General features: G+C 42.7%; 16 protein-coding genes and 1 tRNA gene. 11 read left to right on the top strand and 6 right to left on the bottom strand.

The annotated features are described in order from the left end of the window. Positions 1 to 264: transposase (locus tag Q384_RS09340; RefSeq protein WP_037587362.1), on the bottom strand; the 264-nt coding region annotated here is incomplete at its 3' end. A gap of 278 nt (positions 265 to 542) precedes the next feature. Here Q384_RS09340 and Q384_RS14535 point away from each other — a divergent pair. Further along, complete coding sequence (locus tag Q384_RS14535) at positions 543 to 668, top strand: BrnT family toxin (RefSeq protein ID WP_425423484.1); 126 nt, start codon at positions 543 to 545, stop codon at positions 666 to 668. A 63-nt stretch (positions 669 to 731) separates the two neighbouring features. Continuing rightward, on the top strand, positions 732 to 899 hold the full coding sequence (locus Q384_RS14460) for a BrnA antitoxin family protein (RefSeq protein ID WP_156956528.1): 168 nt from the start codon (positions 732 to 734) through the stop codon (positions 897 to 899). A gap of 180 nt (positions 900 to 1,079) precedes the next feature. Here Q384_RS14460 and tgt read toward each other — a convergent pair whose 3' ends face one another. Both tgt and Q384_RS09320 read right to left on the bottom strand, forming a co-directional pair. Further along, on the bottom strand, positions 1,080 to 2,195 hold the full coding sequence (gene tgt, locus Q384_RS09325) for a tRNA guanosine(34) transglycosylase Tgt (protein WP_037587361.1): 1,116 nt from the start codon (positions 2,193 to 2,195) through the stop codon (positions 1,080 to 1,082). Between the two features lie 74 nt (positions 2,196 to 2,269). Continuing rightward, a tRNA-Ala gene (locus Q384_RS09320) sits at positions 2,270 to 2,345 on the bottom strand. A 300-nt stretch (positions 2,346 to 2,645) separates the two neighbouring features. Here Q384_RS09320 and Q384_RS09315 point away from each other — a divergent pair. From Q384_RS09315 to Q384_RS09275, 9 genes are all read left to right on the top strand, one after another. Next, complete coding sequence (locus tag Q384_RS09315) at positions 2,646 to 2,996, top strand: arsenate reductase (protein WP_037587360.1); 351 nt, start codon at positions 2,646 to 2,648, stop codon at positions 2,994 to 2,996. Between the two features lie 18 nt (positions 2,997 to 3,014). After that, positions 3,015 to 3,755 carry a UDP-2,3-diacylglucosamine diphosphatase gene (locus Q384_RS09310; protein WP_245608537.1) on the top strand — a complete coding sequence of 247 codons (741 nt, stop codon included), beginning with the start codon at positions 3,015 to 3,017 and terminating at the stop codon, positions 3,753 to 3,755. A gap of 197 nt (positions 3,756 to 3,952) precedes the next feature. Then, the gene (locus Q384_RS09305; RefSeq protein ID WP_037587358.1) at positions 3,953 to 5,209 is read left to right on the top strand and encodes a hypothetical protein; all 1,257 of its coding nucleotides are present in this window, start codon (positions 3,953 to 3,955) and stop codon (positions 5,207 to 5,209) included. 141 nt (positions 5,210 to 5,350) lie between these two features. Further along, entirely contained in the window at positions 5,351 to 6,295 is a 945-nt protein-coding gene (locus Q384_RS09300) for a CobW family GTP-binding protein (RefSeq protein ID WP_037587357.1), read from the top strand. 34 nt (positions 6,296 to 6,329) lie between these two features. Next, complete coding sequence (locus tag Q384_RS09295; RefSeq protein WP_037587356.1) at positions 6,330 to 8,321, top strand: UvrD-helicase domain-containing protein; 1,992 nt, start codon at positions 6,330 to 6,332, stop codon at positions 8,319 to 8,321. 152 nt (positions 8,322 to 8,473) lie between these two features. Further along, positions 8,474 to 8,617, top strand: a complete 144-nt coding sequence (locus Q384_RS13380) for a hypothetical protein (RefSeq protein ID WP_156956527.1) — start codon at positions 8,474 to 8,476, stop codon at positions 8,615 to 8,617. Between the two features lie 438 nt (positions 8,618 to 9,055). Further along, a complete protein-coding gene (locus Q384_RS09285) occupies positions 9,056 to 10,402 on the top strand; it encodes a hypothetical protein (RefSeq protein WP_037587355.1) in 1,347 nt (448 codons plus the stop codon). A 187-nt stretch (positions 10,403 to 10,589) separates the two neighbouring features. After that, positions 10,590 to 11,165 carry a hypothetical protein gene (locus tag Q384_RS09280; RefSeq protein WP_037587354.1) on the top strand — a complete coding sequence of 192 codons (576 nt, stop codon included), beginning with the start codon at positions 10,590 to 10,592 and terminating at the stop codon, positions 11,163 to 11,165. A gap of 164 nt (positions 11,166 to 11,329) precedes the next feature. Continuing rightward, positions 11,330 to 11,965 carry a hypothetical protein gene (locus Q384_RS09275; RefSeq protein ID WP_037587353.1) on the top strand — a complete coding sequence of 212 codons (636 nt, stop codon included), beginning with the start codon at positions 11,330 to 11,332 and terminating at the stop codon, positions 11,963 to 11,965. Between the two features lie 209 nt (positions 11,966 to 12,174). Here the strand turns inward: Q384_RS09275 and lysS are convergent, their stop codons facing one another. From lysS to Q384_RS09260, 3 genes are all read right to left on the bottom strand, one after another. Beyond that, positions 12,175 to 13,686 carry a lysine--tRNA ligase gene (gene lysS / locus Q384_RS09270; RefSeq protein ID WP_037587352.1) on the bottom strand — a complete coding sequence of 504 codons (1,512 nt, stop codon included), beginning with the start codon at positions 13,684 to 13,686 and terminating at the stop codon, positions 12,175 to 12,177. 212 nt (positions 13,687 to 13,898) lie between these two features. Then, entirely contained in the window at positions 13,899 to 14,798 is a 900-nt protein-coding gene (locus Q384_RS09265) for a DMT family transporter (protein WP_037587351.1), read from the bottom strand. 22 nt (positions 14,799 to 14,820) lie between these two features. Then, positions 14,821 to 15,121, bottom strand: a 301-nt coding sequence (locus tag Q384_RS09260) for a transposase (RefSeq protein WP_037587350.1), incomplete at its 5' end; no start/stop codon positions are given.

Below are 15,121 nucleotides of genomic sequence, written 5' to 3'. Positions count from 1 at the left end.
TTGTGGCTCAAAACCACCGTTTCGGTCTCGCGGTGTTTCCAATTCAAAGCTGCCGGAATTTGCCTTGACCGTCTTTTTGGTGTAACCGTTGCGGCGGTTGGGCTCTTGCGGGTTCTGTTCGAGATAATGTTCGATTTCGGCATCAAGAGCAGCTTCGGTCAGTTGTTTGATAAGCGGGGTGAGTATGCCGTCTTTTCCTGTCAGTGCTTGACCTGATTGAAGCTGTTTAAGTGCTGTTTTAAAGTCGAATATGGGGTTGTTCATGTGTTGTCTCCTATTTGGAATAGTTTAGGGGATTGACACAGATTTTTGAACACTACTACAGCAGCCGTACCAGATGCCCTCAGTGGTTTGAAAAATACTTGTTTTTCTTATTTTTTGTAACTACAATAAATTATGCAAATTGAATTTGATGACACGAAGCGCGATACAACGCTTACTGTGCGCGGCTTGGATTTTGCCCGTGCCGCTGAAATCTTTGCTGGACACCTTTTACGGTAGAAGATGAGCGCGAAGATTATGGCGCATTGCGTTATATCACTGTGGGTAAATTAGATAATCGTATGGTGGTTATGATATGGACACCACGCGGTGAGAACCGTCGAATTATCAGCATGAGGAAAGCCAATGAACGAGAACAAGCCCAATATGCCGTCCGGCTGGATTGATCCTGATGATGCACCGGAATTAGATGATGATTTTTTAATGCCGCCGATGAGTATCGGGGTGAAGTGTTGATTCGCAGAGGCAGACCCGTTGCAAGTCGGCATAAAACTGCCTTAACCATACGTTATGATGCCGATGTGGTGGCGGCATTTAAAGCCACCGGCAAAGGCTGGCAAACGCGTATGAATGCCGCCCTACGGGATTGGTTGCAAACGCACTCAGCCCGGCTGTAGTCGCAATGGCTCTTTTGAAAAAGAACATAATAGCCGTTTGGTATTGTCGGCAGCGGCAATGCCCTTATCGCTTCACTGCTTTGCCAATATTCCAAATTTAACAGCACACGAGCAGTGATAAATATTTGATTTGGGTGAATGACACGGAAAGCCTGTTCGGTTAGACGTAAGACAATAGCATCACTGCACGCCGCGGCGGCGGTTTTCATGGAAAGTTACCTGAAACGCGGAGAACTGTTCGTTTTCAATTGCGGTGCGCATTTCTGCCATTAGGGTTTGATAGTAATGCAGGTTATGAATGGTATTCAGCTGCGCGCCCAAGATTTCACCAACACGATGCAAATGATGCAAATAGGCTCGGCTGAAATGGCGGCATGTATAGCAATCACAGCTGTCATCTAATGGGCGGGTATCGTGTTTGTGTACCGCATTTTTGAGTTTCAAATCACCGAAACGGGTAAACAACCAACCGTTGCGGGCATTGCGGGTGGGCATTACGCAATCAAACATATCAATGCCGTGTGCCACGCCGTAAACCAAATCTTCAGGTGTACCCACGCCCATTAAATAATGGGGTTTGTGCGCAGGTAGCATTGGGCCGACTGCACGCAGCATGCGGTACATTTCCGGCTTGGGCTCGCCCACCGACAAGCCGCCGATTGCCAAGCCAGGGAAATCAATTTCTTCCAAACCTTGCAGCGATTCTTCTCGCAAATCTTCAAACATGGCTCCCTGAATAATGCCAAACAATGCATTGGGATTATTCAGGCGTTCAAATTCATTTTTAGACCGCTGCGCCCAGCGCAAACTCAGCTGCAAAGATTTTTGTGCTTCGGTTTTATCCACATCGCCCGGCGGACATTCGTCCAACTGCATCACAATATCGGAATTGAGCGTGGTTTGGATTTGCATGGAAATTTCCGGCGATAAAAATAATTTATCGCCGTTAATCGGGCTTTGAAAAGTGCAGCCTTCTTCGGTAAGCCGACGCATTTTCGCCAGTGAAAATACTTGAAAACCGCCGGAATCGGTGAGTATCGGTTTGTGCCAGCCAATGAAATTGTGCAAGCCGCCAAATTGATTCACCGCGTCCAAGCCCGGCCGCAGCCATAAGTGGAAAGTATTGCCCAAAATAATTTGGGCGTTGATGTCGTCTAAATTCTGCGGCGTCATCGCTTTAACCGAACCATAAGTGCCTACCGGCATAAACACAGGGGTTTGTACGATGCCGTGGTTAAGTTCCAATACACCGCGCCGCGCGCCGCCGTCGGTTTTCAATAGCGTAAACTTTAACATAAGATAAATCAGCCAATTATATTTTTATAAAACAAAAAAGGACTCAGCTTATCAGCTTAAGTCCTTGTTTTATCTGGTGGAGGTAAGCGGGATCGAACCGCTGACCTCTTGCATGCCATGCAAGCGCTCTACCAACTGAGCTATACCCCCAGTCAATTCACCGCTACTGCTGTGAATAAGCGGCGTATTGTAATTAGGTAATTTTAAATACGCAAGTGTTTTCATTTTGTCGTTAATTTATATTATTTACCGATTCATAAATGCTATGAAATTATCTGTTTATTTTTAAAGATATAGCTGGTTTTTGATGTGCGTTATATAAAAAAGCAAATTGCCGCCGTGCTTCGCCTCTTAATCATCACAACAGAAAAATGATTGGTATTCTTGCAGGCAGCCTTTTATTGATTAAAATCACGTTATAATATGAAATGTCTTTTAAGAGTGATTTTTATGACCAGAATCTACGGTATTGCCAATTGTGCTACGGTGAAAAAAGCACGGCAGTGGCTGGCTGAAAACCATGTGGCTGCCGAATTTGTTGATTTTAAAAAGCAAGCACCTGATGCCGCTTTGCTGCAAGGCTGGCTGAAACAGATTCCGCTGAATGTGTTAATCAACCGCAAAGGCACAACATGGCGCAAGCTCAGTGCCGATGAACAAACCGCCGCGCAAGATGCCGACAATGCGGTTGCATTGATGATGCAGTATCCGTCTGTGATTAAACGCCCGATACTGGTTCATGATGACCAAGTGTCGGCGGGCTTTGATGAAACGGTTTATTCTGCTCTTTTTCAAAAATAATTTGGCAAAAACATGGTTATGAATAAAACATTATTGATTGCCGACTTGCATTTGGCAGAAAATACCCCCGCGCTGAACCAATTGTTTTCAGGTAGCCTGAAACAATGGCAGGGCAATATTGATGCGCTGTATATTTTGGGCGATTTTTTCGATGTGTGGGTGGGCGATGATGATGACAGTGCGTTTGCGCGGGGCATCAAAGAAACCTTGCGTACTTTCACGCAGCACACGCCAATCTACTGGGCGCACGGCAATCGTGATTTTTTGGTGGGCAGTGCTTTTGCTGCCGAAACGGGTGTAAAAATTATTACTTCTCCGCACAAGGTTACTTTGTACGGTAAAGATTATGTACTGACGCACGGCGATGAATTGTGTACCGATGATTTGGCTTATCAGCAATTTCGGCAGCAGTCGCGCAATCCTTTGTGGCAAATGTTTGTATTGAGTAAACCCTTGGAAGAGCGGCGTTTATTGGCGGGGCAGATTCGGCAGATGAGCGAAACCCGTAAAAGTGAAGACGGCAAAAGCGAAATTTCCGATGCCACTGAAAACGGTATTCAAAATTTAATGCAAACCTTTGCGGATAATGATATTTTACCAACCTTGATTCATGGACACACACATCGTCCGATGGTGCATCAGCACCGATTGGGTGATAAAAATTTTGCACGTTATGTGATTCAAGATTGGGAAAATGGCTGCGGCGGTTACTTGCGGATTGACGAACACGGGGTGAGTGCGCATCAGCTGGTTTTGTAGTACATTTTTTGCTTGTTGCCGATTGCGGTGTCTTGTTTTGGCTAGCCGTATTTGAGGCATAAAAAAACTTATTGGCAATGAAATAATCGGCGGCTTGCTTTATCAAAATCAAATGAATGATTGTATTTTTGCTTTTCGTTGTTTCGTTAAGGTGTGTTTGTTATTCAATTAAACCGTTTTATTGAGGGGAAATTATTGTGTTCAATTTGATTAAATTTAAATCATGGGGTGTGTTCGCTTTGGCGGTGTTGTTGTCTGCTTGTGCCAACTTAGACGATAAATCACCTGATGAATTATTGCGTTATTCGTTTGAGCGCAACCTCACGAAAGACACGCAATATAATTTTGACGGCAAAATTTCTTTTGATGCCGGCGGTGGTGTTGAATGCGGGGACGCAAACACAACATGCAGCGAAGTTATGCCTGTTTCTTGCGATGATGCGGCTTTTTCAGGCAGCCGACAAGAATCAGAAGACCCAAGCATTTCAGCAGGCTGCGAAGATGCGGCTTCTGGAGAGACTCTTGAAAAACAGGCTAGAAAACAACGTCTCTTGTTGAAACTGTCTGAGTCCATTTCTGTGCCTTATACCGGTGCGGTTGATTGGCATCAGGGCAAAATGGAAGTAATACCCGAATTGCGCTATGAAGCCAAAAATGTATTGTTGTCAGTCAAAATGCCGGTGCAAGTCAATTTAATGGATTTATCACTGGTTGTTGATCTTCCGGATAATCTCATAGAGCAGTTTATGGATAAACAACGAAATGGGCGTTTGTTGACCATGCAATTGCCCGAGTCTATGAGAAAGCAGATTGATATGCCGCTATTGATGAAAGCCTTGCCCGGTGCGGTGATGCAAGGCTATGCATCGGTGGATAAAACAGCATTTCAGCGTTTGGAAATGGACGAGGCAGGCAAACAAATCGGGGCGCGCTATCGAGTGCGCATGACTTTAGATGAAGCGCAAAGCAATCGGTTGGTGGAAAGTGTGATTAAAAGCCTGCAATCAGAGATTCAGGCAGCCGCAAACACACCCGCCAACGCACAACGCAGTGAAGAAGAAATCAACAAAATTCGCAGCACTGCCGCACTTTTTGATGGTGTGGCGGCGACATATGCTGAAATCAAAGCCAAAGGCGATGAAATCATTACTTTAACAGATGTGCAGTACGATGCGTATATTGATGGTCGTGGCCGTTTGTTGGCGGTGAGTGAGAATTTGCTTATCGGTGATATGCTGCATAAGATAACCGAAGGCACTATTGCCAAAAATGCGCAATTGCAAGTGTGGATGCGCTTGAATTATACCGACAAACCGAATTTCACCCTCAATGCCACGCCGCAAAACAGCATTGGTTTCGAAGAGTGGCTCAAAACAGAGCGGAGCGATGAGAAAGTCAGCTGGAAAGTGGTTGCTGATCAAACGGAGAATGAAATCAGCGAAACCACTGAATAACCGAGCTTGGCTGTTGCTGAATAATGTTTGGGCAGAGAAACCGATGTAAAGCAGGTTGCCGCATTGTGGTTACCTGCGTTTCAGGTAGCCTGAAATTTAGTTTTTCCCAATTGATTCAAATAGATTAAATACAAGGTATTTATGCCGAATTGTAATCCCAAAACCAAAGTTCACCTTTTTGTTGGTTTTTTAGGTGTGGGTAAAACCACTGCGCTTAAAAGCCTGATGGCGCAGAAAAACGAGCATGAAGAATGGGCAGGTGAACAATGGGTGATTGTCGTTAATGAATTTGGTGAAATCGGCATTGACGGTGCAGTATTGAGCGATAACGGCATACCCGTTGCCGAAGTGTCGGGCGGTTGTTTGTGTTGTGTGGCGGGCGCACAAATGACTGACACGGTTAGAAAAATGCTGATGGACAATACACCTGACCGTCTTATGATAGAAGCCAGCGGCTTGGCACATGCCGCCGGCGTCATTGATGAGCTCAAAGCCAAGCCTTTGTGTGATGAGTTGGCTATCGGGGCTGTATTTACCTTGATTGATCCGCGCCAATTTGTCAGTGATGACTATGCCCGCCAGTCTTTGTATCAAGATCAAATCAGCGTGGCTGATGTGTTGGTGGCAAGCAAAACCGATTTATGCAGCGAAGAAACCATGAATTTATTCCGTGAACGCGCCGCCAAATTATTTCCGCCCAAGGCCTTGATTGCCGAAGTGAAAAACGCACAAATGGATATTGAATGGCTGAATACGCCCACTGCCGCCAAAAGCCGTTATCGCATCAAAGCGTTGCCCGATTTGGAATTGGGTTATCAATCGCAAGGGTTTACTTTCAGTGCAGAAAAGCAATTCGACGGTGAACGCATTACCCAATTTTTTAATGATTTACCCAAATTTTGCGATGGCTTGGTGCGCGCCAAAGGTGTGTTTCAAGTCTTGGGAACATGGGTATGGCTCAACTGGACTGATGGACAATGGGGCGCGAATCATATTTCTTGGCGGCGCGACAGCCGCTTTGAATTGATTGCCAAATCATTTGATGCCGATGAAATCGAAGCACAGCTTCAGGCAGCCTTAGCGTAGAAAAGATCTGGAATGCGGCAAATAATTTATTCTCATGAGTTTTAATTCACAGCAGCGCGAAGCCGTGCATTATTTAGGCGGTCCGTTGTTGGTGTTGGCGGGCGCGGGCAGCGGCAAAACGCGGGTGATTACTCAAAAAATTGCTTATTTAATTAAAGAAGCCGAATATCCGCCGCATCAAGTGGCAGCGATTACATTCACCAATAAAGCCGCCAAAGAAATGCAGGAGCGGGTAAGGCAACTGTTGCGTAAACCGCAAACACGCGGTTTGACTGTGTGTACTTTTCATTCATTGGGCATGCGCATCTTGCGTGAAGAAGCGGCGGCTGCGGGTTATAAAAAGCAATTTTCAATTCTGGATTCAGCTGATTCAGGCAAAATTATCGGTGAATTATTCAGCAGCAGCGGACGCGAGGCTTTGTTTCGGGCGCGGCATCAAATTTCTTTGTGGAAAAATGCTTTTATTGAACCCGAAATCGCTGCCGTACAGGCAGAGAATGATTGGGAACGGCAAATTGCTGCTTTATATGCGGGTTATCAAGCCACATTGATGAGTTATCAAGCAGTTGATTTTGACGATTTAATCCGTATTCCCGCTGCTTTACTGCGTGAAAACAGTGAATTGCGCCACAAATGGCAGCGGCGTTTGCGCTATTTGCTGGTGGACGAGTGTCAAGACACCAATAATTGTCAATACGCATTGATGCGTTTGCTTACCGGTGCGGAAGGCATGTTTACCGCCGTTGGTGACGACGATCAAAGCATTTACGCTTGGCGCGGCGCAAACATGGAAAATTTGCGTTTGCTGCAACAAGATTATCCGCAACTCAAAATCATCAAGCTGGAACAAAATTATCGTTCTACCGCCCGTATCTTGCGTGTTGCCAATCAGGTGATTGCCAATAATCCCAAATTATTTCCCAAAACGCTGTGGAGTGAATATGGTTTGGGTGAACCGATTCACGTGATTGCATGCCTGCATGAAACGCATGAGGCAGAAGTGATTGTTGATCGCATTGCCTATCACAAAAACATTAGCGGCGATCGTGTTTGCTACGCTGATTTTGCGGTGTTGTACCGCGGTAATCATCAATCGCGCGTATTGGAAGAGGCTTTGCGCAGCCGCCGCATTCCCTATCGTGTCTCCGGTGGACAAAGTTTTTTTGACAAAGCTGAAATTAAAGATGTACTCGCTTATGTACGGCTGTTGGCAAACAGCGATGATGACCCCGCGTTTCTGCGTGCGGTTACCACACCCAAACGCGGCATCGGCGAAGCCACTTTGTCTAAATTAAATCATTATGCACAAGCGGCGCAGTGCAGTTTGTTTCAGGCAGCCAAAAGTGAAACCGCTTTAGCGGAGCTCAATACTCAGAACCGCGTTCATGTGCAAACATTTATGGATTTATTGCAGACTTATCAGCGCAATGCCGAAAAAATAGCGGCAGGCAGTTTATTGCAAAATCTGTTGCAAGACATCGCTTATGAAGCCCATTTATTAACCGCTGAAGAGGGTAAAAGCGGCGAAATCAAATGGCGGAATGTGCAGGATTTGTTGCGTTGGATTAGCCGAAAAGGCGAAGAAGACGGCAAAAACATCATTGAAATCGCACAAACCATTGCCCTGATGACTTTACTGGAAGGCAAAGACACGGAAGAATCAGATGCGGTTAATTTATCCACATTGCATGCTGCCAAAGGTTTGGAATGGCAGCACGTGTTTTTGGCAGGCTGTGAAGAAGGTTTATTCCCTCATGCCGACAGCATAAACGAAGGCAATGTGGAGGAAGAACGCCGCCTGATGTACGTAGGCATCACCCGCGCCCGCAGCACACTCACACTGACTCATTGTGTTAAACGCAAACGTGCGGGTAATTGGGAGTTTCCCGACCCCAGCCGTTTTATCGATGAAATGCCAACGGACGACATTAAAATCTTAGGACGCAAAGGCAGCGAACCTATAGTCAGTAAAGAAGAAGGAAAAACGCGGTTAGCGGGCATATTGGATATGCTGGCGAAAAAATAGCCGCTGCAAATAAATTCAGCAGATGCGGGTAGATAATAAATAAGGCTGCCTGAAAAACCGTACTCGCTCCCCAATTTTTTCAGAGACTGAGCATTTTGAGAGAGTTTCAGTCATGGTCAAAAAATCTATTCCTCGAAATTAAAGAATGCGCAGTGCGTTTGTATCAAGAACAGCAACAACATCATCATCGAACGCGATGGACAGCCATGCGTTCGGTTGCTGAAAAAATCGGTTGTTGTGTCAAAACTTTGCGTACTTGGGTGAAGCAAGCAGAAATCAATCAAATCGGTTGGTAATGATGACTTAGCTTTACGTCGGCACATCAAAGAGTTAGCGAAAGAGAACTAAGCGTTACGGCGCATCAATGTCTTCATCACCAAAGTGCACACTTTTTTCATGCAGGCTGCACTTGACCATAAACGCAAGCAATCACCAAATTTATTGACCAAACCGTGATAAGTATGGAGTCAAGTCAATGTGTACCGTTTTGCCCCATCGCCCATGTGACTAATTATCATTCTCGTCAGCAGCAACAAAACCCAAGCAAATACAGCCCCCACACACAACAAGATAATGTTTTAAAAGAAATAATCATGCAGTTTTAATTTAGCATAATACACCTAAAATAACGAAAATCCATAAAATAACTTTATTATTTCGATTGTTTCTTGTAGAATAATTGCGTGATTTGAGAGAAATAAACCATGCCGATAACAGAAAAAAGGAGATAAAAATTGGCAAATCCGAAAAGAAATAAATTACTTAGAGTCATTTGGCGCGGAGGTCTAGGAGGCTATACCTATCCTCCCGAAGAATTAAAAGGCTTAACGCCCGAGCAACATTGCCAAGAACAAATCAATCAAAGAAAGAAGGGGAAATTTGAAAAAGTAAGCGAGGGTGAAGATGTTTGTCTGTTGCCAACCGGAGGTTATTTTGTGGAAGAGCGAGACAAATTATTGCCGGTATGGAGTTATCAATATGAAGTAATTGAAGATATTCTTTTGAGCACAGAAGTTATATCGGTTACACCGCCCGAAAAAAACCGCACCACCATTATTATGGGCGAAAAAATTAAAATCATTTCTGATATACCGGTTTATTGGGAAGTTTCTTCTGATTTGGTTACACCCGGTCAGATAAAAACAACCAGTACTTCCAAAAGCATTACTTTAACCGCTTTGGATAAAGCGGGAGCGGTAACCATTACCGCCAGAACGGAGCACAAACAAAAAAGCATCACCATTAAAATTATTGAGCCTAAAATTATTTTAAGCTCTGAAACAGCAGCAATCTTACCCGCCAACCGAAACCGCACCACCATTGGGGTCGGTGAAAAGATTAGCATTTTTTCCAATATCCCTGTTCTGTGGGAAGTACCTTCTGATTTGGTTACACCTCGTCAGATAAAAACAACCGTGCCTTCCAAAAGCATTACTTTCACTGCTTTGGATAAGGCGGGTTCGGTTTCAGTAAAAGCGAAGCTGGGGAGTGCGCAAAAGAGTATTACCATACGTATTATCACACCCAGCTCATTGAAATTTGAGATACTGAGTAAAATACATACCCAAGACGTATTAGATAGTGGATTTATTGCAAAAGTATATGTATTACCCGATACCGTTAATTTTGGTGCACTTTACTTTGCTGAATTAGAAAGTTATGCGACTGCAACAGGATTGTTGGTAGAAGGACATAATCAGCCTCATGGGAAATATGAAGGGGGACATAGTGAGTGGGTACATGCAGTAGCGAATAAATTTGAAAAAGGTAAGGGGACTGATACAGGAATGCAAGATACTGTCTACGGCGGTCAAAATGAATATGAAATTCCGCTCCCTTTTACAAACGGAGGAAAATCTATTTTTAAAATTGAATATATTTGGAGTTTAGATAGCCAGAAAGTAAATAAATTAACAAAAGTAGTAAATCAATCAACAACCATTACAAAGGATGGGTATATTACAACACAAAAAAATGATCAAAAAGTAGCTTTTTATTATAAGGATAAGAGTATCAATTCTCATCTTACCCCAGGTGGGAAAATCCCCATTCCTAAACCCATTAATAAAAAATCGAAATAACACTATGTAATTTATAGGATTTTAATTATTTTGGGTTATTGGTAATAGTTTGGTAGAGATTTCTCTCTACCAAACACCTGATTGATTTCTTTGAAATTTATAAAAATGTAATAATACATGAGTTTTAACTTTGCAATGACATACATTTAAATTTAAAGTTAGACAAAAAATAAATAAGGAATAAAGCATGTTTACCTTCTTAAAAAAACCATTAATGATTTTTTTATTTTTTTATTTTATTGCAAATTCATTAAGAGCAGAAGTAGTACTGGGGTTTGGAATTATTCCTCAACCAATATGTAACAGTGTTAAAATGCCGCCAGCCTATGCTTCAGCAGAATTTTCACTATTACGTGAAAATTTTATGCGTAAATCTCTAATTTTTATCAGAGAAAATAATGCTCTGGATTATTTGTTTGAACAAGAATACTCAAGAAAACTAAATGGTAGAGATAAATTTAAAATAATAGATAGCAATTTTGATTATAAAGATTCAATGAGTAATTCATTAATTTCATTACAATATTGCTCTATTTTTTTAGAAAATAGCTACTTAAATATTATTTCTTACGTAATCAAAAATCAAAATGATATAAATTTAAAAGACAGTCCATTTGATATCGCACAATATTTCCTTAAGATAGGAAATGAATTATATCCTGATTACCGTTATGATAAAGGAGAATTGATTTTTCTTATTGCGGATATTTTAAAAGATAAACCAAGAGAACGAGATTATTTACTAATAAATATAATAAAATAAATACCTCCCTTGTTTTAAGGCGGAAGTAATTCGGTATTTGAGAGAGATTCTTAGCTCTCCCAAACCACATGCTGATTAAAATCTTGCTCTGATAGGTAACTCGTATATCAGGGTAAGGTTTAAATTAATGAAGTAGTTAATTTTTTGAAGAGAGGTAAGTTTCTATGCTAAACATTAAATTTTCTCTATTTGCTTTTATAGTACTGTTTTCAAAGTTATCTTCATCTGAAGTTATTATAATAAGTAAATCTTCTTCTTACCCAAAATGTGGAGAAAATTCCATCTCTTCAGTCAGAACATCAGAAGAAGAACTGTATAAAATTGCTTTTGCTAAGAAAGCAGAGCAATTCACGCGAGATGTTTTAAAACTAGTTCGCTATGAAAGTGCTTTTCGGTATTTATTTGATAATGCACCAAATCCATATAATAATAGCTTAAGGGATAAATCTTCTTTCCAAACAATCCCTTCTGGTTTAACAACTAAAATCCCCTATACCGACGGCGGTATACCAGCTGTTATATTGATGCAGGAATGTGAAAATCATCTAAACAATACCTACCAAAAAATAGTTTTCTATGTTAATGAAAATAAAAAATATAGAAATCAAAAAGATTATCAACCATATGATATAGCTGAGTATTTTATCAAAACTACCAATGAATTATACCCTGATTATTATATCCATAAGGATGAACTGGTTGCTATTATCGTTGAGGAATTAAAAAGAAATACACGCGAACGAGATTATCTATTGCTGAAAATTATTAAGCCGGAATATCTTGATAGGCAGGATAATTAAAATCATGTCATAGATAGCCTAAAAAACTTCATCAATAAAATCATGAAATACAAAGAAGTTGTTATGACAAAAAGACAGTGAAGAAAATGCAATAATCCACCTTGCTCACGTTTCAGTAAGAAACGGTGGATTGTCGCAATTGTTTTTATAACGGCTGCCATAAATTTTACAGGCAGCCGTTTTGTTTTAAACACGGAAATTCAAGCCGATTATTCCGGGCGCATTTGCGGAAACAACACCACATCGCGAATGGACGGTGCGTTGGTCAGCAGCATCACCAAGCGGTCAATGCCGATGCCGCAGCCGCCTGTGGGCGGCAATCCGTATTCCATAGCGCGGATATAATCGGCATCATAGTGCATGGCTTCATCGTCGCCCGCATCTTTTTGTGCTACTTGCGCTTTAAATCGGGCAGCTTGGTCTTCAGGGTCGTTTAACTCGGAATAGCCGTTTGCCAATTCACGCCCCACGACAAATAATTCAAAACGTTCGGTTAACGTGGGTTGGGTATCGGAAGCGCGTGCCAGAGGAGAGACTTCAACGGGGTAGTCAATAATGAATGTCGGCTGCCACAATTTGGCTTCGGCACATTCTTCAAACAATGCCAATTGCAAGCTGCCAATACCGGGTGCGGGCGGCAAAGCACTGCCGTGTTTTTTGATTTCGGTTTTCAACCAATGCTCATTATTCAATTCTTCGATGTTGTATTGGGGGTTAAAATGTAAAATGGCTTCAACAATGGTCATCCGGGCAAACGGCAGACTTAAGTCCACGGTTTGGTCGTTGTAGCGCACCATGGCAGAGCCGGTGGTTTCGATGGCGGCGGTGCGGATAATGGTTTCGGTTAAATCCATCATGCGGCGATAATCGGCAAATGCTTCATAAAACTCCATCATGGTAAATTCAGGGTTGTGGCGCGTACTCATTCCCTCGTTGCGGAAGTTGCGGTTTACTTCAAACACGCGCTCCAAACCGCCCACCACCAGCCGTTTTAAATACAATTCAGGCGCAATGCGTAAATACAATTCCAAATCCAGTGCATTGTGGTGCGTTGCAAACGGTTTTGCCGCCGCGCCGCCCGGAATGGGGTGCATCATCGGTGTTTCTACTTCCAAATAACGTTCGCCCACCATCACGTTGCGTATGGTTTGAATAATTTGACTGCGTTTGATAAAGGTATCACGGGTATCGGGATTGGTAATCAAATCCACATACCGCTGGCGGTATTTTTGCTCTTGGTCTGCCAAACCGTGAAACTTATCAGGCAAAGGGCGCAGTGATTTTGTCAGCAAACGAAGGGTGGATACGCGCACGGTTAATTCGCCGTGATTGGTTTTGAATAATACGCCTTCCGCCCCGATAATGTCGCCCATGTCCCAATGTTTAAACGCTTCATGAACAGCTTCGCCCACGCCTTGATTATTGATGTAGAGTTGGATTTGTCCGCTCATGTCTTGCAAGGTGGCAAAACTGGCTTTGCCCATGCCGCGTTTGAGCATGATGCGCCCCGCTACACGTACGGGAACGGCTTTTTCTTCCAATGCCGCTTTGTCGAATTCATCGTACGTTTGGTGCAAATCGGCGGCAAAAGCATCTCGGCGGAAGTCATTCGGAAACGCAACGCCTTGGGTGCGAATGCGTGTTAATTTCTCACGGCGCAACGCCATAATCTGATTTTCGTCCAATACGGGTTCGGTTATTTGCTGATTATCGGTGTTCATGAAGCATTTATTCCTTGAAAGGCTGTTTTTTCAGGTAGCCTGAGCATATTGCGCAATTTTTAATGGCTTAGAAACTGCGCATAAAATGTGCCTATTCTAATCGAAAAACAGTGCTTTGACACCATGAATTCCCGCTGAAAAATCAAAGCAAATGCCGATAAAATCAGGCAGCATTACTGTTTACTGACTGTTTCACCAATAGAATGGAGGTGTTACTTTTTTTGGGAAAATAAAGTCAAGTGTAGGTGGTTAATCAATCCGATACCGATAACAATACATAACGCTCCCCAAACAAACGACAGACCGGGTATTTCTTGTAAAAATAACCATGCCAATGCGGCTGCAAATATGGGTTCTGACAATTCAGTAACCTGCGTTTTCCCCGCTGTTAAATAATGCAGTGCTTTGGTTGTACAATAAAATCCGAGAATGGTGGGCAATATTGCCAATGCCAGTAAACCCAATGCTGTTTGTCCGCTGATGTGTAACGGGTGGGCGTGATACAAAAACGGTACTGCCAAATACAAACTGCCGAATAACAATAAATAGGCAGTTAAATAGATGCCGCCGCGCAAATGGTATTTTTTCACCAAGACAGAAAACAGCCCATAACCCAAGCCTGCCAAAGAGGCATTCATCACCAGCCAGATATTGCCGCTGCCTGACCATGAGATGACAAAAATACCGATAATTGCCAATGCCGTTCCGCAAACAGCAGAAAAGCTGATGGTTTCTTGCAATAATATTTTGCCGAAAATCAGGGCAAAAATAGCCGCGGCTGCCATTAAAACCACCACCACGTTGGACGCATTGCCAAACTCATAAGCGATGGTTTCAAATAAAAATAAAGTAAAAATACCCAATAAAGCACAAATACCGATGTGCAATAATACTGTTTTAAAATTGGTTTCCCGTAATGTTGAAATCAATGATTTTTGTTGTTTTATGGGTGTTCTGAACAGTAAAACGCTTAACAGCAACAGGGCAATAGCGGGTTTTAAAAAAGCAATGTCATAAGGATTTAAACCGCTTTTCATTAATAATTTACTGATTACACCGATAGACCCATTTAAAGCCGCAGCCGTTAATGCGAATAAAACGAGGGCGTTCAAAATTCTGTGTCAGTGTTAAATCCTACAGTTTGATTATATCATCGAGTCTTCCTTCGAAATAAATGGAAAATTGGCTGACCGCCTGCCCCCAATTCTGTATGGGCATCGTCCATTTTTCTGATGCCTTATTGATGCCGACATACAAAAGCTTCAGCAGACTGTCCTCATTGGGAAACGCACCTTTGGTTTTGGTCAGCTTGCGGAATTGACGGTGTACCGCTTCCACCGCATTGGTGGTGTAAATCGGTTTGCGTATCGCTTCAGGATAACGGAAATACGCCGACAAAAGCGGCCATTTGTTGCGCCAAGAAGCAATCACTCTC

Source organism: Stenoxybacter acetivorans DSM 19021 (assembly GCF_000745895.1).
GTDB classification, from domain to species: domain Bacteria; phylum Pseudomonadota; class Gammaproteobacteria; order Burkholderiales; family Neisseriaceae; genus Stenoxybacter; species Stenoxybacter acetivorans.
This window is presented reverse-complemented; position numbering and strand designations above follow the sequence as displayed.

What these genes read in the sequence shown, in the direction of transcription:
- Q384_RS09295 (WP_037587356.1), top strand. Translation starts at nt 6,330, where the DNA reads ATGAGTTTTAATTCACAGCAGCGCGAAGCCGTGCATTATTTAGGCGGT.
- tgt (WP_037587361.1), bottom strand. Translation starts at nt 2,195, where the DNA reads ATGTTAAAGTTTACGCTATTGAAAACCGACGGCGGCGCGCGGCGCGGT.
- lysS (WP_037587352.1), bottom strand. Translation starts at nt 13,686, where the DNA reads ATGAACACCGATAATCAGCAAATAACCGAACCCGTATTGGACGAAAAT.
- Q384_RS09300 (WP_037587357.1), top strand. Translation starts at nt 5,351, where the DNA reads ATGCCGAATTGTAATCCCAAAACCAAAGTTCACCTTTTTGTTGGTTTT.
- Q384_RS09310 (WP_245608537.1), top strand. Translation starts at nt 3,015, where the DNA reads ATGAATAAAACATTATTGATTGCCGACTTGCATTTGGCAGAAAATACC.
- Q384_RS09275 (WP_037587353.1), top strand. Translation starts at nt 11,330, where the DNA reads ATGCTAAACATTAAATTTTCTCTATTTGCTTTTATAGTACTGTTTTCA.
- Q384_RS09280 (WP_037587354.1), top strand. Translation starts at nt 10,590, where the DNA reads ATGTTTACCTTCTTAAAAAAACCATTAATGATTTTTTTATTTTTTTAT.
- Q384_RS09315 (WP_037587360.1), top strand. Translation starts at nt 2,646, where the DNA reads ATGACCAGAATCTACGGTATTGCCAATTGTGCTACGGTGAAAAAAGCA.